Origin of the sequence: Aeromicrobium sp. HA, from assembly GCF_027171405.1 — a bacterium.
Classification (GTDB): Bacteria; Actinomycetota; Actinomycetes; order Propionibacteriales; family Nocardioidaceae; genus Aeromicrobium; species Aeromicrobium tamlense.
Window position 1 is genome coordinate 2,906,098 of sequence record NZ_CP114372.1, and the last position, 20,715, is coordinate 2,926,812.

At 69.2% G+C, this 20,715-nt stretch carries 29 protein-coding genes; 1 reads left to right on the forward strand and 28 read right to left on the reverse strand.

Annotation, left to right across the window (positions count from 1 at the left end; translation table 11 throughout):
• Positions 1–2: 2 nt before the first annotated feature.
• The 28 genes from rpmD to O3S82_RS14475 form a co-directional block, all read right to left on the reverse strand.
• Entirely contained in the window at positions 3–185 is a 183-nt protein-coding gene (gene rpmD, locus O3S82_RS14340; protein WP_179422759.1) for a 50S ribosomal protein L30, read from the reverse strand.
• The gene (rpsE, locus tag O3S82_RS14345; RefSeq protein WP_179422757.1) at positions 185–781 is read right to left on the reverse strand and encodes a 30S ribosomal protein S5; all 597 of its coding nucleotides are present in this window, start codon (positions 779–781) and stop codon (positions 185–187) included. Before rpsE ends, rpmD begins: the two co-directional genes overlap by 1 nt.
• A 31-nt stretch (positions 782–812) precedes the next feature.
• Positions 813–1,196 (reverse strand): 50S ribosomal protein L18, encoded by a 384-nt coding sequence (rplR, locus tag O3S82_RS14350; RefSeq protein WP_179422755.1) that lies wholly within the window; start codon positions 1,194–1,196, stop codon positions 813–815.
• Positions 1,197–1,199: 3 nt separating this feature from the next.
• Positions 1,200–1,742 (reverse strand): 50S ribosomal protein L6, encoded by a 543-nt coding sequence (rplF, locus tag O3S82_RS14355; protein WP_179422753.1) that lies wholly within the window; start codon positions 1,740–1,742, stop codon positions 1,200–1,202.
• Positions 1,743–1,758: 16 nt separating this feature from the next.
• Positions 1,759–2,166 (reverse strand): 30S ribosomal protein S8, encoded by a 408-nt coding sequence (rpsH, locus tag O3S82_RS14360; protein WP_179422751.1) that lies wholly within the window; start codon positions 2,164–2,166, stop codon positions 1,759–1,761.
• An 87-nt stretch (positions 2,167–2,253) separates the two neighbouring features.
• Complete coding sequence (locus O3S82_RS14365) at positions 2,254–2,439, reverse strand: type Z 30S ribosomal protein S14 (RefSeq protein WP_078699117.1); 186 nt, start codon at positions 2,437–2,439, stop codon at positions 2,254–2,256.
• Position 2,440: 1 nt separating this feature from the next.
• The gene (gene rplE / locus O3S82_RS14370; protein WP_179422749.1) at positions 2,441–2,998 is read right to left on the reverse strand and encodes a 50S ribosomal protein L5; all 558 of its coding nucleotides are present in this window, start codon (positions 2,996–2,998) and stop codon (positions 2,441–2,443) included.
• 1 nt (position 2,999) lies between these two features.
• Positions 3,000–3,311 (reverse strand): 50S ribosomal protein L24, encoded by a 312-nt coding sequence (rplX, locus tag O3S82_RS14375; protein ID WP_179422747.1) that lies wholly within the window; start codon positions 3,309–3,311, stop codon positions 3,000–3,002.
• Between the two features lies 1 nt (position 3,312).
• On the reverse strand, positions 3,313–3,681 hold the full coding sequence (gene rplN / locus O3S82_RS14380) for a 50S ribosomal protein L14 (protein WP_179422745.1): 369 nt from the start codon (positions 3,679–3,681) through the stop codon (positions 3,313–3,315).
• 7 nt (positions 3,682–3,688) lie between these two features.
• On the reverse strand, positions 3,689–3,973 hold the full coding sequence (rpsQ, locus tag O3S82_RS14385) for a 30S ribosomal protein S17 (RefSeq protein WP_179422743.1): 285 nt from the start codon (positions 3,971–3,973) through the stop codon (positions 3,689–3,691).
• Entirely contained in the window at positions 3,970–4,188 is a 219-nt protein-coding gene (gene rpmC, locus O3S82_RS14390) for a 50S ribosomal protein L29 (protein ID WP_179422741.1), read from the reverse strand. The genes rpsQ and rpmC overlap by 4 nt, the downstream gene beginning before the upstream one ends.
• Positions 4,188–4,607 (reverse strand): 50S ribosomal protein L16, encoded by a 420-nt coding sequence (rplP, locus tag O3S82_RS14395; protein WP_179422739.1) that lies wholly within the window; start codon positions 4,605–4,607, stop codon positions 4,188–4,190. The genes rpmC and rplP overlap by 1 nt, the downstream gene beginning before the upstream one ends.
• Complete coding sequence (rpsC, locus tag O3S82_RS14400; protein WP_179422737.1) at positions 4,607–5,413, reverse strand: 30S ribosomal protein S3; 807 nt, start codon at positions 5,411–5,413, stop codon at positions 4,607–4,609. The genes rplP and rpsC overlap by 1 nt, the downstream gene beginning before the upstream one ends.
• A 1-nt stretch (position 5,414) precedes the next feature.
• Positions 5,415–5,831: a 50S ribosomal protein L22 gene (rplV, locus tag O3S82_RS14405; protein WP_179422735.1), complete on the reverse strand. Its 417-nt coding sequence runs from the start codon at positions 5,829–5,831 to the stop codon at positions 5,415–5,417.
• Positions 5,828–6,109 carry a 30S ribosomal protein S19 gene (gene rpsS, locus O3S82_RS14410; protein WP_078699126.1) on the reverse strand — a complete coding sequence of 94 codons (282 nt, stop codon included), beginning with the start codon at positions 6,107–6,109 and terminating at the stop codon, positions 5,828–5,830. Before rpsS ends, rplV begins: the two co-directional genes overlap by 4 nt.
• Before the next feature lie 20 nt (positions 6,110–6,129).
• Positions 6,130–6,957 carry a 50S ribosomal protein L2 gene (gene rplB, locus O3S82_RS14415; RefSeq protein WP_179422733.1) on the reverse strand — a complete coding sequence of 276 codons (828 nt, stop codon included), beginning with the start codon at positions 6,955–6,957 and terminating at the stop codon, positions 6,130–6,132.
• A 15-nt stretch (positions 6,958–6,972) separates the two neighbouring features.
• Entirely contained in the window at positions 6,973–7,275 is a 303-nt protein-coding gene (rplW, locus tag O3S82_RS14420) for a 50S ribosomal protein L23 (protein WP_179422731.1), read from the reverse strand.
• Positions 7,275–8,213: a 50S ribosomal protein L4, sunset domain variant gene (gene rplD / locus O3S82_RS14425; RefSeq protein ID WP_179422729.1), complete on the reverse strand. Its 939-nt coding sequence runs from the start codon at positions 8,211–8,213 to the stop codon at positions 7,275–7,277. The genes rplW and rplD overlap by 1 nt, the downstream gene beginning before the upstream one ends.
• 5 nt (positions 8,214–8,218) lie before the next feature.
• Complete coding sequence (rplC, locus tag O3S82_RS14430) at positions 8,219–8,869, reverse strand: 50S ribosomal protein L3 (RefSeq protein WP_179422727.1); 651 nt, start codon at positions 8,867–8,869, stop codon at positions 8,219–8,221.
• A gap of 16 nt (positions 8,870–8,885) precedes the next feature.
• On the reverse strand, positions 8,886–9,194 hold the full coding sequence (gene rpsJ / locus O3S82_RS14435) for a 30S ribosomal protein S10 (protein WP_078699131.1): 309 nt from the start codon (positions 9,192–9,194) through the stop codon (positions 8,886–8,888).
• A 342-nt stretch (positions 9,195–9,536) separates the two neighbouring features.
• Complete coding sequence (locus O3S82_RS14440; protein WP_269303742.1) at positions 9,537–10,445, reverse strand: cation diffusion facilitator family transporter; 909 nt, start codon at positions 10,443–10,445, stop codon at positions 9,537–9,539.
• A gap of 122 nt (positions 10,446–10,567) precedes the next feature.
• Positions 10,568–11,761 carry an elongation factor Tu gene (gene tuf, locus O3S82_RS14445; protein WP_179422723.1) on the reverse strand — a complete coding sequence of 398 codons (1,194 nt, stop codon included), beginning with the start codon at positions 11,759–11,761 and terminating at the stop codon, positions 10,568–10,570.
• Between the two features lie 102 nt (positions 11,762–11,863).
• Complete coding sequence (fusA, locus tag O3S82_RS14450; RefSeq protein ID WP_179422721.1) at positions 11,864–13,975, reverse strand: elongation factor G; 2,112 nt, start codon at positions 13,973–13,975, stop codon at positions 11,864–11,866.
• Between the two features lie 63 nt (positions 13,976–14,038).
• Entirely contained in the window at positions 14,039–14,509 is a 471-nt protein-coding gene (gene rpsG, locus O3S82_RS14455; protein ID WP_179422719.1) for a 30S ribosomal protein S7, read from the reverse strand.
• Positions 14,509–14,883: a 30S ribosomal protein S12 gene (gene rpsL / locus O3S82_RS14460; RefSeq protein ID WP_019143662.1), complete on the reverse strand. Its 375-nt coding sequence runs from the start codon at positions 14,881–14,883 to the stop codon at positions 14,509–14,511. The genes rpsG and rpsL overlap by 1 nt, the downstream gene beginning before the upstream one ends.
• Positions 14,884–15,115: 232 nt before the next feature.
• Positions 15,116–15,847 (reverse strand): maleylpyruvate isomerase family mycothiol-dependent enzyme, encoded by a 732-nt coding sequence (locus O3S82_RS14465; protein ID WP_269303748.1) that lies wholly within the window; start codon positions 15,845–15,847, stop codon positions 15,116–15,118.
• A 10-nt stretch (positions 15,848–15,857) separates the two neighbouring features.
• Positions 15,858–18,692: an FAD-binding and (Fe-S)-binding domain-containing protein gene (locus tag O3S82_RS14470; protein WP_269303750.1), complete on the reverse strand. Its 2,835-nt coding sequence runs from the start codon at positions 18,690–18,692 to the stop codon at positions 15,858–15,860.
• Positions 18,689–19,438: a GntR family transcriptional regulator gene (locus O3S82_RS14475; RefSeq protein ID WP_269303752.1), complete on the reverse strand. Its 750-nt coding sequence runs from the start codon at positions 19,436–19,438 to the stop codon at positions 18,689–18,691. The genes O3S82_RS14470 and O3S82_RS14475 overlap by 4 nt, the downstream gene beginning before the upstream one ends.
• Positions 19,439–19,542: 104 nt before the next feature.
• On the opposite strand from O3S82_RS14475, the gene O3S82_RS14480 reads away from it, so the two are divergent.
• Entirely contained in the window at positions 19,543–20,652 is a 1,110-nt protein-coding gene (locus O3S82_RS14480) for a hypothetical protein (protein WP_269303754.1), read from the forward strand.
• The last annotated feature ends 63 nt before the right edge of the window (positions 20,653–20,715 follow it).

Below are 20,715 nucleotides of genomic sequence, written 5' to 3' on the forward strand. Positions count from 1 at the left end.
GATCAGTCGACCTCCTTCACGGTGACGAGATGCGGAATGGTGTTGACCATGCCGCGGATTTCGGGACGATCCTCGACGACCTTGACGTCGCCGATGCGCTTGAGCCCGAGCGAACGCAGCGTGTTGCGCTGGTTCTGCTCACGACCGATGCCCGAACGGACCTGGGTGACTTCGAGCTTCGCCATCAGACGGTCACCTCCGCGGCGCTGGGCGCCTTCTCCTTGCCGGCCTTCAGCAGGGCGGCGGGGGCGACGTCCTCGACGGCCAGGCCACGACGGCCGGCCACGTCCTCGGGGGACTCGAGCGAACGCAGCGCCTCGACCGTCGCGTGGACGATGTTGATCGCGTTCGAGGAGCCGAGGGACTTGCTCAGGACGTCATGGATGCCAGCAGCCTCGAGCACGGCGCGGACCGGGCCACCGGCGATGACGCCGGTACCGGGGGACGCGGGGCGCAGGAAGACGACACCGGCCGCCTTCTCACCCTGCACCGGGTGCGGGATAGTGCCCTGGATGCGCGGGACGCGGAAGAAGCTCTTCTTCGCCTCCTCGACACCCTTGGCGATGGCCGTGGGAACTTCCTTGGCCTTGCCGTAGCCGACACCGACCTGGCCGTCGCCGTCACCGACGATCACCAGCGCGGTGAAGGAGAAGCGGCGGCCGCCCTTGACGACCTTCGCCACACGGTTGATCGTGACGACCTTCTCGATGTAGTTGGACTTGTCGGCGTTGCGGTCGCCGCGGCCTCCGCGACGCTCGCCACCCTGTCGGCGCGTGCTCATGCGGCACTCCCCTTGTTCGTCGTGATGGTCATCAGAACTCCAGTCCGCCCTCGCGGGCGCCGTCGGCCAGAGCCGCGACGCGACCGGCGTACTTGTTGCCGGCGCGGTCGAAGACCACGGCGCCGATGCCGGCGGCCTTGGCGCGATCGGCGAGCAGCTCGCCGACCTTCTTCGCCTTGGCCGTCTTGTCGCCGTCGAACGAGCGCAGGTCCGCCTCCATGGTGGAGGCCGACGCCAGCGTGTGGCCCTCGAGGTCGTTGACGACCTGGGCGACGATGTGCTTGCTCGAACGGGTGACGACGAGGCGAGGACGCTCGGCCGAACCCTGGATCTTCTTGCGGCCACGGATCTGGCGGCGCTGACGCGACGCGACCCGGCCCGCGGTGTGCTTGGCGTGCTTGATCGAGATTGCCATGGCTTACTTACCAGCCTTTCCGGCCTTGCGCAGGATGCGCTCTCCGGCGTAACGCACGCCCTTGCCCTTGTAGGGCTCCGGCTTGCGGATCTTGCGGATGTTGGCGGCGACCTCGCCCACGACCTGCTTGTCGATGCCCGAGACGGTCAGCTTGGTCGGACCCTCGACGGTGAACGTGATGCCCTCGGGCGCCAGGAACGGCACCGGGTGGCTGAAGCCGAGGTTCAGCTCGATCTCCGACGGGCCCTTGGAGAGCACGCGGTAGCCGACGCCGACGATCTCGAGCTTCTTCTCGTAGCCGTCGGTGACACCGATGACCATGTTGTTGACCAGCGTGCGGGACAGGCCGTGGAGGGCCTTGCTGCGACGCTCGTCGTTGGGGCGCTCGACCGCCAGCGCGCCGTCATCGTCCTTGCGGACGGTGATGGGCTCGGCAACGGTGTGCGAGAGCTGGCCCTTGGGGCCCTTGACGGTGACGGTCTGGCCGTCGATGTTGACCTCGACGCCGGAGGGGACGGCGACGGGGAGCTTGCCGATGCGCGACATGTTCAGTCTCCTCTCGTCACCAGACGTAGGCGAGGACTTCCCCACCCACTCCGTTGTTGTTGGCCTGACGGTCGGTCTGCAGACCCTGGCTCGTGGAGATGATCGCCACGCCCAGGCCGCCGAGGACCTTCGGAAGGTTGTTGGACTTGGCGTACACGCGCAGGCCCGGCTTGCTGATGCGGCGGATGCCGGCGATCGAGCGCTCACGGTGCGGTCCGTACTTGAGCGTGATCGTCAGCGACTTGCCGACCTCACCCTCGGACGGCTCGGCCACGGAGTAGTCGGTGATGTAGCCCTCCTGCTTCAGGATGGCGGCGACGCCCTCCTTCAGCTTGGAGTGCGGCATCGTGACGGCGTCGTGGTACGCCTGGTTGCCGTTGCGGACACGCGTGAGCATGTCCGCGATCGGATCGGTCATCGTCATTTCAGTGTGTTCCGTTTCTCGCCGCGGTTTCCGTCTCGTCCGGCGTGACGCCGTGGGAGGGGACCTGCTGCGGGTTGGTGGTGGTGATTACCAGGAGCTCTTGGTCACGCCGGGCAGCTCGCCGCGGTGCGCCATCTCTCGCAGGCAGATGCGGCACAGGCCGAACTTGCGGTAGACGGAGCGGGGACGGCCGCAGCGCTGGCAGCGCGTGTAGCCACGGACGCCGAACTTCGGCGTGCGGGACTGCTTGACCTTCAGACCGGTCTTCGCCATGTCAGTTCTCCTTGTACGGGAAGCCGAGCAGCTTGAGCAGAGCGCGGCCCTCATCGTCGTTGGTGGCCGTGGTGACGACCGTGATGTCCATGCCCCGGCTGCGATCGATCTTGTCCTGATCGATCTCGTGGAACATGACCTGCTCGGTCAGGCCGAACGTGTAGTTGCCCCGGCCGTCGAACTGCTTGGCCGACAGTCCGCGGAAGTCGCGGATGCGCGGCAGCGCGAGCGTCAGCAGACGATCGAGGAACTCCCACATGCGGTCGCCGCGCAGCGTGACGTGCGCGCCGATCGGCATGCCCTCACGCAGCTTGAACTGCGCGATGGACTTGCGGGCCTTGGTGACCTGCGGCTTCTGGCCGGTGATGGCCGTGAGGTCCGCGATGGCACCCTCGATGAGCTTGCCGTCGCGGGCAGCCTCGCCGACGCCCATGTTGACGACGATCTTGGTGAGGCCGGGGACCTGCATGACGTTGTCGTAGTCGAACTGCTCGCGCAGCGCGGTCACGATCTCCTCGCGGTACTTCGCCTTGAGGCGGGGCGCGGTGGTGGTGGCCATCTCAGATCTCCTTTCCGGTCTTGCGGCTGATACGGGTCTTCTTGCCGTCGACGACGCCCGAGCCGACCTTGGTCGTGGTCTTGCCGCCATCGGCGTCGACCACGAGCATGACGTTCGAGACGTGGATCGGGGCCTCGGCGGTGATGATGCCGCCCTCGGTCCCGGTCTGTCCGGCGCGGGTGTGCTTCTGGACGCGGTTCACGCCCTCGACGAGGACGCGGTCGTTCTCGAGGACACCGATGATCTTGCCCTCGACGCCCTTGTCCTTGCCGGCGATGACCTTGACCTGGTCACCCTTGCGAATTCGAGCCATCTCAGAGCACCTCCGGAGCGAGCGAGATGATGCGCATGAACTTCTTGTCGCGCAGCTCGCGGCCCACGGGGCCGAAGATGCGGGTTCCGCGCGGATCGCCGTCGGTCTTGAGGATGACGGCGGCGTTCTCGTCGAACTTGATGTACGAGCCGTCCGGACGACGGCGCTCCTTGGTGGTGCGCACGACGACCGCCTTGACGACATCGCCCTTCTTGACGTTGCCTCCGGGGATCGCGTCCTTGACGGTGGCGACGATCGTGTCGCCGATACCGGCGTAGCGACGACCGGAGCCACCGAGCACGCGGATGCAGAGGATCTCCTTGGCACCCGTGTTGTCGGCGACCTTGAGTCGCGACTCCTGCTGAATCATCTGTCTCTCACTTCGCCTTCTCGAGGACCTCGACGACGCGCCAGCGCTTGGTGGCGGACAGCGGACGCGTCTCCGACAGGAGAACGCGGTCGCCGATGCCAGCCTCGTTGGCCTCGTCGTGAGCCTTCAGCTTGATGTTGCGGCGCAGCACCTTGCCGTACAGCGGGTGCTTGAAGCGCTCCTCGATGCTGACGACGACGGTCTTGTCCATCTTGTCGCTGACGACCAGACCCTCACGGGTCTTGCGCGACGAGCGCTCGTTGCTCACTTCGGTGGTGTCCTTCGTGCTCATGCCTGAACCTCCTCGATGATGCCGAGCTCGCGCTCACGGATGACCGTGTAGATGCGCGCGATGTCCTTGCGGACCGTGCGCAGACGCGCGGTGTTGTCGAGCTGACCGGTGGCGTTCTGGAAGCGCAGGTTGAACAGCTCCTCCTTGGCCTCCTTCAGCTTCGCGGCCAGGTCATCGGCGTTGAGGTCGCGGAGCTCTGCGGTGTTGCTTGCCATCACAGGTCTCCTGTCTCACGGGTGATGAAGCGTGCCTTCATCGGCAGCTTGTGGATCGCACGGCGCATCGCCTCACGGGCGACCTCTTCGGACACACCGGAGAGCTCGAACATGACGCGGCCGGGCTTGACGTTCGCCACCCACCACTCGGGCGAGCCCTTGCCGGAGCCCATGCGGGTCTCGGCGGGCTTCTTGGTCAGCGGACGGTCCGGGTAGATGTTGATCCAGACCTTGCCGCCACGCTTGATGTGACGGGTCATGGCGATACGGGCGGACTCGATCTGACGGTTGGTCACGTAGTGACCCTCGACCGCCTGGATGCCGAACTCGCCGAAGGCCAGCTCGGTGCCACCCTTGGCAACGCCACGCCGCTTGGGGTGGTGCTGCTTGCGGTACTTGACGCGACGAGGCATCAACATCAGGACTCAACTCCTTCGGTGGCCGCAGGAGCGGCTGCGGGAGCCGCCTCGGCGGCGGCCGGCGCAGCGGCGGGAGCGGCGTCACGAGCGGGGCGGCGACCGCCACGCTCACCACGGCCGGGACGACGGCTGCCCGGAGCGGCCGCGCGACGGGCCTGCTCGGCCTCGCGCTCGGCCCGGGTGCCGGCGACCTCGCCCTTGTAGATCCAGACCTTCACGCCGATGCGGCCGAAGGTCGTCTTGGCCTCGTAGAAGCCGTAGTCGACGTCGGCGCGCAGCGTGTGCAGCGGGACGCGACCCTCGCGGTAGAACTCCGAGCGGCTCATCTCCGCGCCGCCGAGACGACCCGAGCACTGGATCCGGATGCCCTTGGCACCGGAGCGCATCGTGCTCTGCATCGCCTTGCGCATGGCGCGACGGAACTGGACACGGCCGGACAGCTGCTCGGCCACGCCCTGCGCGACGAGCTGCGCGTCCATCTCGGGCTGCTTGACCTCGAGGATGTTCAGCTGGACCTGCTTGCCGGTCAGCTTCTCCAGGTCGCCACGGATGCGGTCGGCCTCGGCGCCACGGCGACCGATGACGATGCCCGGACGCGCCGTGTGGATGTCCACGCGGACGCGGTCGCGGGTGCGCTCGATCTCGACGCGGCTGATGCCGGCGCGGTCCATGCCCTTGGTGAGCAGGCGGCGGATCTTGACGTCCTCACCGACGTAGCTGGAGTACAGCTTGTCGGCGTACCAACGGCTCTTGTGGTCCGTGGAGATGCCCAGGCGGAAACCGTGCGGGTTGATCTTCTGACCCATGTCAGTTGCCACCCTTCTTCTGGTCGGTTGCGGGTTCGACGACCACCGTCAGGTGGCTGGTGCGCTTGAGGATGCGGTTGGCCGCACCCTTGGCGCGCGGGCGCCAGCGCTTCATCGTCGGGCCCTCGTCGACCATGACGGTCGTGATGACCAGGGTCGAGCGGTCGAGGCCCTCGGTGGTCTCGGCGTTCGCGGCAGCGGAGTCGACCAGCTTGTAGAAGTTCTCGGCCACGGCCTGCGGCTGGAACTTCAGCATGGTCAGCGCGTCCTCGACGCGGGCGCCGCGGATCAGGTCGGCGACACGGCGCGACTTCTGCGCGGTGACGCGGACGTAGCGGGCGACGGCGAAGGCGCCGGGGCGATCGCCCAGGAGCCGCTCGCGGCGCTCGCTCGTGTTGTCACGGGTGGTGGCACTCATCGGCGCTTCGCCTTCCGGTCGTCCTTCTCGTGGCCCTTGAACGTGCGGGTGGGAGCGAACTCACCCAGCTTGTGGCCGACCATCGAGTCGGTGATGAACACGGGAACGTGCTTGCGGCCGTCGTGCACGGCGATCGTGTGTCCGATGAAGGACGGCAGGATCATCGAGCGACGCGACCACGTCTTGATCACGTTGTGGGTCTCGGCTGCGTTCTGGGCGTCCACCTTCTTCTCGAGGTGGCCGTCGACGAAGGGACCCTTCTTCAAACTACGAGGCATCTTTTTCTCCAGGTCCTCTCTCAGCGGCCGCTCTTGCGACGGCGGACGATCATCTGGTCGCTGGCCTTGCGCTTGCGCGTACGGCCCTCGGGCTTGCCCCACGGGCTGACCGGGTGACGGCCACCGGAGGTCTTGCCCTCACCGCCACCGTGCGGGTGGTCGATCGGGTTCATGGCGACACCACGGACGGTCGGGCGCTTGCCCTTCCAGCGGTTGCGGCCGGCCTTGCCCCAGTTGATGTTCGACTGCTCGGCGTTGCCGACCTCGCCGATCGTGGCGCGGCAGCGGACGTCGACGTAGCGCATCTCGCCGGAGGGCAGACGCAGCTGCGCCTTCGAGCCCTCCTTGGCGACGAGCTGCACCTTGGCGCCGGCCGAGCGGCCCATCTTCGCGCCGCCACCGGGACGGAGCTCGATCGCGTGGATCGTGGTGCCGACCGGGATGTTGCGCAGCGGCAGGTTGTTGCCGGGCTTGATGTCGGCCCCGGTTCCGGCCTCGACCGCCATGCCCTGCTTCAGGCCCTCGGGCGCGATGATGTAGCGCTTCTCGCCATCGGCGTAGTGCAGCAGCGCGATGCGGGCGGTGCGGTTGGGGTCGTACTCGATGTGAGCGACCTTGGCCGGCACGCCGTCCTTGTCGTAGCGCTTGAAGTCGATCACGCGGTAGGCGCGCTTGTGGCCGCCACCCTGGTGACGGGTGGTGATCCGGCCCTGGTTGTTGCGGCCGCCCTTCTTGGGCAGCGGCTCGACCAGCGACTTCTCGGGCGTCGTACGCGTGATCTCGGCGAAGTCCGCCACGCTCGAGCCGCGACGGCCCGGCGTGGTGGGCTTGTACTTGCGAATAGCCATGTCTCAGTCAGTCCTTCAGCTCGGGCTCGAGAAGATGTCGATGCTCTGACCCGCGGCCACACTGACGACGGCGCGCTTGGTGTCCTTGCGCTTGCCGGTGCCGGTGCGGGTGCGACGGGCCTTGCCCTTGCGGTTGATCGTGTTCACGCCGGTGACCTTGACCCCGAAGATCTCCTCGACGGCGATCTTGATCTGGGTCTTGTTGGCGTCCGGGTGGACCAGGAACGTGTACTTGTTGTCGTCGAGCAGGCCGTAGCTCTTCTCGCTGACCACGGGGGCGATCAGGACGTCCCGTGCGAAGGTTCCGTGGTTGGACATCAGTTCTCCTCCTGGGCGGTGAACCCGGCGGCCTCAGCGGTCTCGGCGCTGTCGAACCAGACCGTGGCCTCCGTGTCGTCGTACGCGGCGGCGCCGGGAGCGACGAAGGTCTTGTCGGCCTCGACGGCCTTGACCTCGTGGCCCTTGGGCGCGTTGCCGCTGGCGAGCGGAGCCTTCGAGCCCGGACCGTACGGCTGGGTCTTCGTGGCGTTCGCCTTGACGTCCTCGTCGGCGACCTCGGCCTTGGCCTCGGTCTTCGGGGCGGCCTTCTTGGCCGGCTTCGCGGCGGGGGCGTCGGCCTCGACGACCGCCTGGCTCAGCTTGACCGTGTCGGTGCCCTCGGCCGAGCGCGCCGCCACGAAGGCGTCGAACGCGGCCTTCGTGAAGATCACGTCGTCGGCCAGCAGCACGTCGTACGTGTTGAGCTGGTCGAAGGACAGCGTCGCGATGAACGCGGCGTTGCGCAGGCTCTTGACCGTCAGCGCGTCGTCGCGATCGACGACCACGAGGACGCGGGCGCGGCCCGTGAGCTCGCGGACGGCAGCCAGGGCGACCTTGGTGGACGGCGCGTCACCGGAGACGAACGACTCGATGACGTGCAGGCGACCGCTGCGCGCCCGGTCGGTGAGGGCACCGCGCAGGGCGGCGGCCTTCATCTTCTTGGGCGTGCGCTGGTCGTACGAGCGCGGCGTGGGGCCGTGCACGATGCCACCACCGGCGTACTGGGGAGCGCGGATCGAGCCCTGACGAGCGCGGCCGGTGCCCTTCTGGCGGTACGGCTTCTTGCCGCCGCCGCGGACCTCGCCGCGCGACTTGACGTCGTGCGTGCCCTGGCGGGCGGCGGCGAGCTGTGCGGTGACGACCTGGTGCATCAGCGGAATGCTGACGCGGGCGTCGAAGATGTCGACGGGCAGGTCGACGTCGATGGTCTGTGCCATGTCGGTCAGGCTCCCTTCGCGGCGGAGCGGATGACGACGAGGGCGCCCTTGGCCCCGGGCACGGCGCCCTTGACCAGGATCAGGCCGCGCTCGGTGTCGATCGCGTGGACGGTGAGGTTCTGGGTGGTGACCGTGTCGGTACCCATGTGGCCGGCCATGCGCAGGCCCTTGAACACGCGACCGGGGGTGGCGCAGCCGCCGATGGACCCGGGCTTGCGGTGGTTGCGGTGCGCGCCGTGCGAGGCGGAGACGCCGGCGAAGCCGTGACGCTTCATGACTCCGGCGAAGCCCTTGCCCTTGCTGGTGGCGGTCACGTCGACCTTGTCACCGGCGGCGAAGATCTCGGGCGAGATCTCCTGGCCGAGGGTGTAGTCGGCGACGGCCTCGGTGCGGATCTCCACGACGTGGCGGCGCGGCGTGACGCCGGCCTTCGCGAAGTGACCGGCCTGCGGCTTGTTCAGCTTGCGGCCGTCGGTCTCGCCGAAGCCGAGCTGGACGGCGCTGTAGCCGTCGTTCTCGCGGGTGCGGATCTGGGTGACGATGTTGGTGGAGGCCTCGAGGACGGTGACCGGGATGACCCGGTTGTTCTCGTCCCAGACCTGCGTCATCCCGAGCTTGCGACCGAGGAGGCCGCGCGCGGTGAGTGTGCTGCTCATGGTGTGCGTCCCTCCCTCAGAGCTTGATCTCGATGTCGACGCCGGCCGGCAGGTCGAGTCGCATGAGCGAGTCGACGGTCTTGGGCGTCGGGTCGATGATGTCGATGAGCCGCTTGTGGGTGCGCATCTCGAAGTGCTCGCGGCTGTCCTTGTACTTGTGCGGCGAACGGATGACGCAGTACACGTTCTTCTCCGTCGGCAGCGGCACGGGGCCGGCAACCTTGGCGCCGGTGCGGGTCACGGTGTCGACGATCTTCTTCGCCGAGGAGTCAATGACCTCGTGGTCGTAGGCCTTGAGCCGGATACGGATCTTCTGTCCCGCCATGCTCTCGCTCGTCCTTTACGTTCGTCTTCGCCAGCCCCCGGGTTCGGGGTAGGCATGCCCCCCGTCTCCGTACCCCGAGGTCGGGCGTGTCGCGGGCGCTGACGCGCACAAGGAAACGCACACTTCTCGAGTTAGGTGGTTGGACCGGCTCCGCCCCGCTGCTGCGGTGCGACTGGCCGGACAACATGGTCTCGGGATCGGCGCGAGCGTTGAGCTGGGCGTGAGTTCCCAACCGCTGGCGCCACCGCGAACATGCCGGGGCAACCTGACCATTCTGACAGACTTCGCCCGACGAACACAAATCGGGTCCTCGCGACGTTCGCGTGGGCTCGGACACGACCGCTAGTGGTGACCGTGACGCTCCGACTGCAGGTGTCCCGCGGGCTCCAGCTGGAAGGTCGAGTGAGCGACGTCGAAGTGGTGGCTCAGGCACGTGCACAGGTGGTCCAGCACGTGGTGGGCGTCGTCCATGTCGACGACCGACTCGTCGACCACGACGTGGGCGCTCATCACGGGCATGCCGCTGGTGATCGTCCAGACGTGCAGGTCGTGCACGTCGACGACGCCCTGGACTCCGAGGATGTGGTCGCGGACCTGGTCGAGGTCGACGTCGCGGGGGCTGTTCTCCAGCAGCACCTCCCCCACGTCGCGCAGCAGTGAGATCGCGCGGGGGACGACGAGGGCCGCGATGACGAGCGAGGCCACGGGGTCGGCCTGGGCCCACCCCGTGGTCAGGATGACGACCGCGGAGGCGATGACCGCGACCGAGCCGAGGGCGTCGCCGAGCACCTCGAGGTACGCGCCGCGGACGTTGAGACTCTTCTCGGCCCCTCCCCGCAGCACCAGCAGGCCGACCACGTTCACGGCCAGTCCGATCGCGCCGGCCACGAGCACCGGCAGGCCGGCGATCTCGGGCGGCTCGGACAGCCGTCCCACGGCGCTGAGCACGATGATCCCGCAGATCACGAGCAGGATGAGCCCGTTGGCCCCGGCTGCGAGCACCTCGGTGCGGTGCCAGCCGTAGGTGCTGCGCGCTCCCCCGGGTCGCTGCGCCACCGCGATCGCGGCCAGCGCGAGGACCAGGCCGAACGAGTCGCTGAGCATGTGGCCGGCGTCGGCCAGCAGCGCGAGCGAGCCGGTCAGCCAGCCGACGATCACCTGGACCACGAGCACCGACAGGGTGAGCGCCAGCACGAGGACGAGGCGTCCCCGGTGCCTCACCCCGGCGCCGTGCGCATGATCGTGTCCCACACCGCGAGGCTACCCGTCGGACGCCCGGCACCGATGCGGCCGCCGTCACAACCCGGACATGACAGAACCCCCGGGGCCGAAGCCCCGGGGGTTCCTCACGCAGTGCGTGTCAGCGGATCAGCTCACTTGTTGATCTTGGTGACACGGCCGGCGCCGACGGTGCGGCCGCCCTCGCGGATGGCGAAGCGCAGGCCCTCCTCCATGGCGATCGGCTGGATCAGCACGACCGACATCTCGGTGTTGTCGCCGGGCATGACCATCTCGGTGCCCTCGGGCAGCGTGACGACGCCGGTGACGTCCGTGGTGCGGAAGTAGAACTGCGGGCGGTAGTTGTTGAAGAACGGCGTGTGACGGCCACCCTCCTCCTTGGACAGGATGTACACCTGGCCCTCGAACTCCGTGTGGGGAGTCGTGGAACCGGGCGCGATCACGACCATGCCGCGCTCGACGTCCTCGCGCTTCGTGCCACGGAGCAGGAGGCCGACGTTCTCGCCCGCCTGGCCCTCGTCGAGCAGCTTGCGGAACATCTCGATGCCGGTGACCGTCGTGGTCTGCTTGTCGTCACGGATGCCGACGATGTCGACCGTGTCGTTGACCTTGACGATGCCGCGCTCGATGCGACCGGTGATGACGGTGCCACGACCGGTGATCGTGAAGACGTCCTCGACCGGCATGAGGAACGGCTTGTCCGTCTCACGCGGGGGCAGCGGGATGTACTCGTCGACCGCGGCCATGAGCTCGAGGATCGACTCGCCCCACTTGGCGTCGCCGGTCAGGGCCGGGTGGGCCGCAACCTTGACGACGGGGACGTTGTCGCCGTCGAAGTCCTGCTCGTTGAGCAGCTCGCGAACCTCGAGCTCGACGAGCTCCAGGATCTCCTCGTCGTCGACCATGTCGCACTTGTTGAGCGCCACGACCATGGCCGGCACGCCGACCTGGCGGGCGAGCAGCACGTGCTCACGCGTCTGCGGCATCGGGCCGTCGGTGGCGGCGACCACGAGGATCGCGCCGTCCATCTGAGCCGCGCCGGTGATCATGTTCTTGACGTAGTCGGCGTGGCCGGGGCAGTCGACGTGCGCGTAGTGACGGTTCTCGGTCTGGTACTCGACGTGCGAGATCGAGATCGTGATACCGCGCTGGCGCTCCTCGGGAGCCTTGTCGATCATGTCGAAGGCCGAGGCCTCGTTCAGATCGGGGTACTTGTCGTGCAGCACCTTGGTGATCGCCGCGGTCAGCGTCGTCTTACCGTGGTCGATGTGACCGATGGTGCCGATGTTCATGTGCGGCTTGGTCCGCTCGAACTTCGCCTTAGCCACTGGGGCCCTCCTGGTTTGGTTTCTCTAGCTTGTGTTGACTGAAACGCCGTGTGGAACGCGGTGGAGCGAACCTCAGGCCACCCTATGCGATGGGGCCGAAGCTCACTCGCCCCGGGCCTTCTTGATGATCTCTTCGGCCACGGCCTTGGGGACCTCGGCGTAGGAGTCGAACTGCATCGAGTACGACGCGCGTCCCGAGGTCTTCGACCGCAGGTCGCCCACGTACCCGAACATCTCGGACAACGGCACGAGCGCCTTGATCATCTTGGCGCCGCCGTAGCCCTCCTCCATGGACTGAACCTGTCCACGGCGGGAGTTGAGGTCGCCGATCACGTCGCCCATGTAGTCCTCGGGCGTCGTGACCTCGACGGCGAACATCGGCTCGAGGAGGACCGGGTTGGCCTTGCGAGCGGCCTCCTTGAAGGCCTGGTTGCCGGCCAGCTTGAAGGCGAGCTCGCTGGAGTCGACGTCGTGGTAGGCGCCGTCCTCGAGGGTGAACTTGACATCGACCATGGGGTAGCCGGCGAGGACGCCGAACTCCATGGCGCTCTGGGCGCCCGCGTCGACCGAGGGGATGTACTCGCGCGGGACGCGACCACCCGTGACCTCGTTGACGAACTCGTAGCCACCCTCGCCACCGGCCTCGGGGCTGTTGGGAGCCAGGCCGATGACGACCTTGGCGAACTGACCCGAGCCACCGGTCTGCTTCTTGTGCGTGTAGCTGTGACCCGTGATGGTGCCGCGGATGGTCTCGCGGTACGCGACCTGGGGCTTGCCCACGTTGGCCTCGACCTTGAACTCGCGCTTCATGCGGTCGACGAGGATGTCGAGGTGGAGCTCGCCCATGCCGGCGATGATCGTCTGACCCGTCTCCTCGTCCGTGTGGACCTGGAACGTCGGGTCCTCCTCGGCGAGCTTCTGGATCGCGACGCCGAGCTTCTCCTGGTCGCTCTTCGTCTTGGGCTCGATGGCGACCTGGATCACCGGATCCGGGAAGGTCATCGACTCCAGCACGATCGGGTTGGCCGAGTCGGCCAGCGTCTCGCCCGTGGTGGTGTCCTTGAGGCCCATGACGGCCACGATCTGGCCGGCGCCGACCGACGCGATCTCCTCACGCTTGTTGGCGTGCATCTGGTAGACCTTGCCGATCCGCTCCTTGCGGCCCTTCGTGACGTTGAGCACCTGGGTGCCCGCCTCGAGGCGACCGGAGTAGACGCGCACGAAGGTCAGCTTGCCCAGGTGCGGGTCCGTGGCGATCTTGAAGGCCAGGCCGGCGAACGGCGCGTCGTCCGACGGGGGACGCGTGTCGTTCTTCGACTCGTCCTTCGGGTCCAGGCCGACGATGTCACCGACGTCGATCGGGCTGGGGAGGAAGTCGACGACCGCGTCGAGCAGGGGCTGGACGCCCTTGTTCTTGAACGCCGTGCCGCACAGGACCGGGTTGAGCTTCGCGGCCAGGGTGGCGCGACGGATCGCGGCCTTGAGGTCCTCGACCGAGATGTCCTCGCCCTCGAGGTACGCCATGGCGATCTCGTCGTCGACGTCGGCCAGGGTCTCGAGCAGGTTCTCGCGACCCTCGGCGGCGGCGTCGGCCAGGTCGGCCGGGATCTCCTCGACCGTGTAGTCCTCGCCGATCGTCGTCTCGCCGCGCCACGTCAGCGCGCGCATGCCGACGAGGTCGACGACGCCCAGGAAGTCGGACTCGGCGCCGATCGGCAGCTGCAGGACGAGCGCGGTCGCGCCGAGGCGCTCGCGGATCGTCTTGACGCAGAAGTCGAACGAGGCGCCCGTGCGGTCGAGCTTGTTGACGAAGCACATGCGCGGCACACCGTACTTGTCGGCCTGACGCCACACCGTCTCGGACTGGGGCTCGACACCGGCGACGCCGTCGAACACCGCGACCGCGCCGTCGAGGACGCGCAGCGAGCGCTCGACCTCGACGGTGAAGTCGACGTGACCGGGGGTGTCGATGATGTTGATCTGGTGGTTCTTCCACCAGCAGGTCGTCGCGGCCGACGTGATCGTGATGCCGCGCTCCTGCTCCTGCTCCATCCAGTCCATCGTGGCGCCGCCCTCGTGGACTTCACCGATCTTGTAGGTGATGCCCGTGTAGAACAGGATGCGCTCGGTGGTGGTGGTCTTGCCGGCATCGATGTGCGCCATGATGCCGATGTTGCGGACCTTGGTCAGGTCGGTGGTGATGTCGGTTGCCACGTGAGGATCAGCCTTTACGGAGGTGTGGGTCGGTGTGGGAGCGCGAGGTCGTCGCGCTCACGATCACCAGCGGTAGTGGGCGAACGCCTTGTTGGCTTCGGCCATCTTGTGGGTGTCCTCGCGCTTCTTCACGCTGGCACCGAGGCCGTTGCTGGCGTCGAGCAGCTCGTTCATGAGGCGCTCGGCCATGGTCTTCTCGCGACGCTCGGAGCTGTACTTGACGAGCCAGCGCAGCGCGAGGGTGGTCTGGCGGCCGGGACGGACGTCGACCGGAACCTGGTAGGTCGCACCGCCGACGCGGCGGCTCTTGACCTCGAGGGCGGGCTTGACGTTGTCGAGCGCGCGCTTGAGGGTGATGACCGGATCGGTGCCGGACTTCTCACGCGTGCCCTCGAGGGCCGTGTAGACGATGCGCTGTGCGACCTGCTTCTTGCCGTCGAACAGCACCTTGTTGATCAGCTGGGTGACCAGCTGGCTTCCGTAGACCGGATCGGTCTCGATGGCACGCTTCGGAGCGGGACCCTTGCGAGGCATCAGCTCTTCTCCTTCTTCGCGCCGTAACGGCTGCGAGCCTGCTTGCGGCCCTTGACACCCTGGGTGTCGAGGGAGCCGCGAATGATCTTGTAACGAACACCGGGAAGGTCCTTCACACGACCACCACGGACGAGCACGATCGAGTGCTCCTGGAGGTTGTGGCCCTCGCCGGGGATGTAGGCGGTCACCTCGGTGCCACTGGACAGACGCACACGAGCGACCTTCCGCAGCGCGGAGTTCGGCTTCTTGGGGGTCGTGGTGTACACGCGGGTGCACACGCCACGCCGCTGGGGCGAACCCTTGAGGGCCGGGGTGTTGGTCTTGACGACCTTGCTCTGGCGGCCCTTGCGGACAAGCTGGTTGATGGTGGGCACTATGCCTCTTCCTGGGAATTCTCCCGTTCGATCGCGGGCGCGCATGCGGCCTCGCGGGTCTTCCTCGATCTCCACCACGGACGGCATCCGGCCACCGTGATCACGGATCATCGGGCCAGGGGCCCTTGTCCGTTCGAACGTCGCGCCGACTCACGTCGGGCACGGCTCCCCATCTTACCCGAGCCCGCCACGTCGAAACAAATCGCCTCGGGCCGCCGGCAGCAGCCCGGAGTCAGGGGACGCGCGGTCCGTCCAGCCACGCGACGGCGGCACCCGTCGGAGCGACCGCGGTGGCCGGGATCCGACCCCACAGCGCGAGGTACAGCTCGGTGGCCGTGCCCACCGCCTCGCCGTCGACGTCGATCTCTCGCTGGACGAGTCGCGGAGGTCCGTCGGGGTCGTCCTCGTCGGGCGCGACGATCCAGCTGCGGTCGAGATCGGTGGCGACGAGGCGGACGGGCGCGTCGACGCGCGGCCGCCTCCCCCGCTCGGTCATCCGACGGCCGAAGACGCGCACGACCTCGGAGATGCCGTCGGCCGCGACCTGCGGATCGACGTCCCACGCGAGGTCCGGGAGGCCGAGGGCCTGCGCGAGGTCGACCCGGTGCACGCACGTCTCGTGCAGCTGGCGGCGCGGCCAGAAGCCGGCGACCTCGTCGATGCGGGCGAAGTTGGGGACGGGCTCGTCGGGGTCAACGGCCTGCAGCGCGGCGATCAGCGCCGTGGCCGTGCCGGCGTACCACTCGTCGAGCGGCTCGGTGGCGCGCGCGTCGGGCTCCTCGGCGATGCGCTGGCCCGAGAGCACGATGGCCGCGGCCCAGCGGTGGATCGACCCGAGGTGGCGCACGAGGTCGGCGGTGGTCCATCCGGGACAGGCGGGCACGGGCTCGTCGCCCTCGATGCGTCCGACGAGGGAGGCGACGCCGGCCATCTCGCGGCCCAGCAGGATCAGCGGATCTTCCACGGTGCCCTTCCTACCGGTCGCCGACGAGCAGCTGAGCGAGGTGGACGGCCTGCACGTCGGCCAGGTCGTCGAGCTGGGTGCGGCAGCTGAAGCCGTCCGCGACGACGATCGCGTCGGGTCCGGCCTCCCGCACGGCCGGCATGAGCTGCTGCTCCGCGACCGCCACGGAGACCTCGTAGTGGCCCTTCTCGACGCCGAAGTTGCCGGCGAGTCCGCAGCAGCCGCCGACGCGCACGACGTGGGCGCCGGTGCGCGACAGCAGGCGCAGGTCGGCGTCGAACCCGATCACCGAGGCCTGGTGGCAGTGCGGCTGCACGACGAGGGTGCGGCCCGACAGGTCGGGAACCTCGAGCTCCTCGCGGTCGGCCAGCAGCTCGGCCAGGGTGAACACGCCCTTCGCCACCTCGGCCGCCCGGGGATCGTCGACGAGCTCGGGGGCGTCGGTGCGCAGGGCGGCCAGGCACGAGGGCTCGAGTCCCACCACCGGGATGCCGGCCTCGACGTACGGGTGCAGCTGCTCGACGGCCGCCGCCGCCAGCTCGGCAGCCTTGTCCAGCTGACCGGTGGAGATCCAGGTCAGGCCGCAGCACTGCTGGCGCTCGAGGAGGCGGATCTCGTAGCCCGCCGACTCCAGCAGTCGCACGGCGGCGCGGCCCGCGTCGGTGGAGAAGTACTCGGTGAAGGAGTCGGCCCACAGCAGCACCGGGTCGCCCCCGGTGGCCCGCTCCTCGCGGGACAGCACCTTCGACAGCGTGCGGGTCGCGAAGGTGGGGATGCTGCGGCGCTGGTCGATGCCCGCGACCCACCGGGCGACGTGGGCCAGGCCGGGAACGCGCAGGGCCAGGTTCGCCAGCCGCGCCACCGGCGCGGTGAGCCGGGCCCACATCGGCAGACGCCCCAGGACGTAGTGGCTCCGGGGCCGGATCCTGCCCTTGTACGTCTGGTGCAGTACCTCGGCCTTGTAGGTCGCCATGTCGACGCCCGTGGGACAGTCGCCGGCGCAGCCCTTGCACGACAGGCACAGGTCGAGTGCCTCGTGGACCTCGGGGCTGCTCCAGCCGCCGTCGACGAGCCGGCCGTCCACCATCTCCTGCAGCACGCGCGCGCGTCCGCGCGTGGAGTCCTTCTCCTGGCGAGTGGCCTGGAAGGAGGGGCACATGACGCCGGCGCCCGGCGCCGCGAGGCACTTGCCGACCCCGGTGCAGCGGTGGACCGCCGCGCCGAAGTCCCCGTCGTCGTGCAGCAGGCGCAGGCTGCGGCGCCGCTCGGGCATGCCGGCCGGCCACCCGGCGCCCATCCCGCGGAGGTCCTCGTCGAGGGGACGCGGACGCACGAGGACGCCGGGGTTCATGAGGTCGTCGGGGTCGAAGACCTGCTTGACCTGCTCGAACAGGCCGACCGCCTCGGGCGAGTACATGAGGGGCAGCAGCTCGGACCGCGCGCGGCCGTCGCCGTGCTCACCGGAGAACGAGCCGCCGTGCGACGCGGCCAGCGTGGCGGCGTCGGTGAGGAACGAGCGGAACCCGCGGCGGCCGTCGGGCGCGTCGAGCGGGAAGTCGATGCGCACGTGGACGCAGCCGTCGCCGAAGTGGCCGAACAGCGTGCCGTGCAGGCCGTGCTGGTCGAGCAGGGCCTCGAAGCCGCGGAGGTACTCCCCCAGCCGCTCGGGCGGGACGGCGGCATCCTCCCAGCCGGCGAGTGCCGGGCGGTCCCAGGCGCGGGACGCCAGGCCGGCGCCCTCCTCGCGGATCCGCCACAGCACCGACTGCTCGATCGGCGAGGTGACGTGGCGGTGCCCCATCGCGCCGGACTCGCGCACCACGCGGTCGGCGCGCGCCTGCAGCTCGGCCGCGTCGTCGCCGGCCAGCTCGACGTAGAGGTAGCCGTCGCCCGGCGGCAGATCCGGCACCGCCGAGGCACCGTGCGCGGCGCGGTAGACCTCGACGATGCGGCCACCGAGTCCCTCGCACGCGATCGGCTCGAAGGGCAGGATCGCCGGCACGTGGTCGGCAGCCTCGGCCATCGACGGGAACGACAGGACGACGAGGTGGCGCACCGGGGCGTCGGCGACGAGGTCGACGGTGGCGCCCAGCATCACCGCGAGCGTGCCCTCGGTGCCCGCCATGAAGGAGGCGACGTCGAAGCCCTTCTCGGGCAGCAGGTGCTCGAGGCTGTAGCCCGAGACCTGGCGGCCGAAGCGGCCGAACTCGGTGCGGATCGTCGAGAGGTTCGCGCCGACGAGAGAGCGCAGGCTCTCGAGCCGCTCCGAGGTCACGGCGACGTCGCGGCCCACCTGGAACCGCTCCCCCGCCATCGTCAGCAGGTCGAGCGCGGCGACGTTGTCGGCGCTGCGACCGTAGCCGAGCGCGCGGTTGCCGCAGGCGTTGTTGCCGATCATGCCGCCGACGGTGCAGCGCGTGTGGGTGGACGGGTCGGGTCCGTAGCGCAGCCCCGCCGGGGCCGCGGCCCGCTGGAGCGTCGCGTGGACGACGCCCGGCTCGACCTCGGCGGTGCGGGTGGCCTCGTCGATCGCGAGGATGCGGTTCATGTGGCGCGAGAAGTCGAGCACCACGCCGGTGCCGATGGCGTTGCCCGCGATGGACGTGCCCGCGCCGCGCGAGGTCAGCGGGGTGCCGGACGCCCGGCAGGCCTCGACGACCGCGTGGACCTCGTCGAGGTCGTGCGGCCGGACGACCACCTGGGGCTCGACGCGGTAGAGCGAGGCGTCGGAGCTGTAGAGCGCGCGGGCCAGCGACGAGGCGTCGACGTCGCGCACGCCCGACTGCTCGAGCCGGGCCAGCACGTCGCGACCGGTCTCGAGCCGCTCGAGGGGAGGCGTGGTCATGACTGTCCTTCGTCCGCGGGTTCCGTCAGTAGCATGCTACTGCCCGCTGCCTCGACCGCGGCGCGGACGTCCCCGGCCCAGCCGTCGTCGACCTCGTCCCCCACCCGGGCCACCTGGTGCATGAGCAGTGTGCCCGTGCGCTCGAGATGGGCGGCCATGGCCCGTCCGGCGGCCTCGGGATCGCCGTCCACGATCGCGATCGCGACGGGCTCGTGCTCCGCCGCGACCTCGGCGAGCGGACGCGAGCGGCCGAAGGTGGAGACGCCCCGGGCCTGGATCGAGTCGCGCAGCCGGGTGACCTCGGACTCGAGACGCGGGTTCCGCGCCGCGGAGGCGACGAGCGCGTGGAAGTCGCGGTCGACGCGGCTGAAGTCGGTCTCGCGGCCCGCGGCGGCGTGGTCGCGGGTGGCTGCCACGTTGGCGGCGAGCCGCTCGCGCAGGTCGCGGTCGGCCAGCCGCGCGGCGGCCGCGGCGGCCGGGACCTCCAGGAGCAGCCGCAGCTCGAAGACCTCGCGCACGTCGGCGACGGTGACGCCGCGGATGCGGACCCCGCGGTTGCGCTCGATCTCGACCAGGCCCAGGTCGGCCAGCCGCAGCACCGCCTCACGGACCGGCGTGCGCGAGACGTCGAGCTGCTCGGACAGCCGGTAGATCGAGTGCTGGGAGCCCGCCGCCAGCTCTCCCCCGACGATGCGCTCGCGCAGCAGGGCGAAGACGCGGTCGGTGGCGGTGGTGCGGGTGTCCACGGTCACACCCGACCTGGGTGCGCCGGGGTGGGGTCGAGCATGGACAGAACCATACGACGGCACCGGCTACCCTTGACTTCTCCTACTACCTGGCAAGGGGATCGATGCGCCGTCTGACCGCCGCCATCGCCGCGACGGCGGCGATCCTGACGCTGTCGAGCTGCACCACCGACGCCGGCGTGCCCAGCGCCGACCGGACGACCGTGCCGCCGGAGATCGACTCGCACGAGTCCGGCCCGGCCAGCCCGATCGCGTACGGCCTGAGCGTGCCCGCCGGCGCCACCCAACTGGGCCCGCTCGTCCGCTACCGCAGCGAGCGCCTCATCGCGGCGTACAAGCCCGAGCTCGATGCCGTGCGCGCCGAGCAGGCGCTGGAGGAGGCGGAGGAGGCCGAGGAGCAGGGCACCGAGGCCACCGAGACGCCGACCCCCACCCCCACGATCGACAACCGGCCCGAGGGCGACTTCTTCGAGGACCTCGAGGACCCGCCGAAGCCCGACACCTTCGTGTCGCTCATGCGCATCGACGGCAACCCCACGCTCGTGGTCCGCCGCCTGCTGGCCGAGCTGTCGGTGCTGCTGCCGGAGGCCGGCATCGTCACCGACGACCTCTCGGCCTACTGCAAGGCCAGCGACCGCCGCGTCACCGGTTGCTCGCTCGACGTCTCGGGCACCACGCCGGGCGGCCGCGACCTGCGCGTCCGGATGAGTGTCGATCCCGGCGACGTGTCCGCCCGCACCGGCAACTTCGCCTCGCTCGAGCGCCCCGTCATGCGCCTCGACGTCGCCTACGTCGGCGACCCGCGCGCCGGCCAGGAGGACCGGACGCCCGAGGACCTCGACAACCCGCCGCGCATCGAGGACACGGCCGAGAAGACCGACTGGATCTGGCCCAAGATGGACGAGGACGCCTCGGTCGACGAGCCCGTCATCGACGGCTTCTCGCCGCCGTCCAGCGCCACCGTCCTGCTGTCGGGGCAGCGCCCGCCGTTCGCCACGATGACCACGCTGCGGGCGTCGATCGCCACCGAGGTCGCCGAGAGGTTCACCAGCGAGCGCATTGAGGGCACCGTCCAGCGCGACGTGATGGCCGACCTCAACGAGGTCGTCATCTCCACGTGGGGCACCGGGGCCGACGGTCGCGAGGTCCGCACCGTGCACACGCTGTCGGCACGCGGCAATTACCTCTCGCTGTTCCTCAACCCCGCGTCCTGAGGCCTCGATCGCTCAGGCTGTCGAGGGACGGCTGAGCCTCTAGGGTTGAGGCGATGAGCGAGC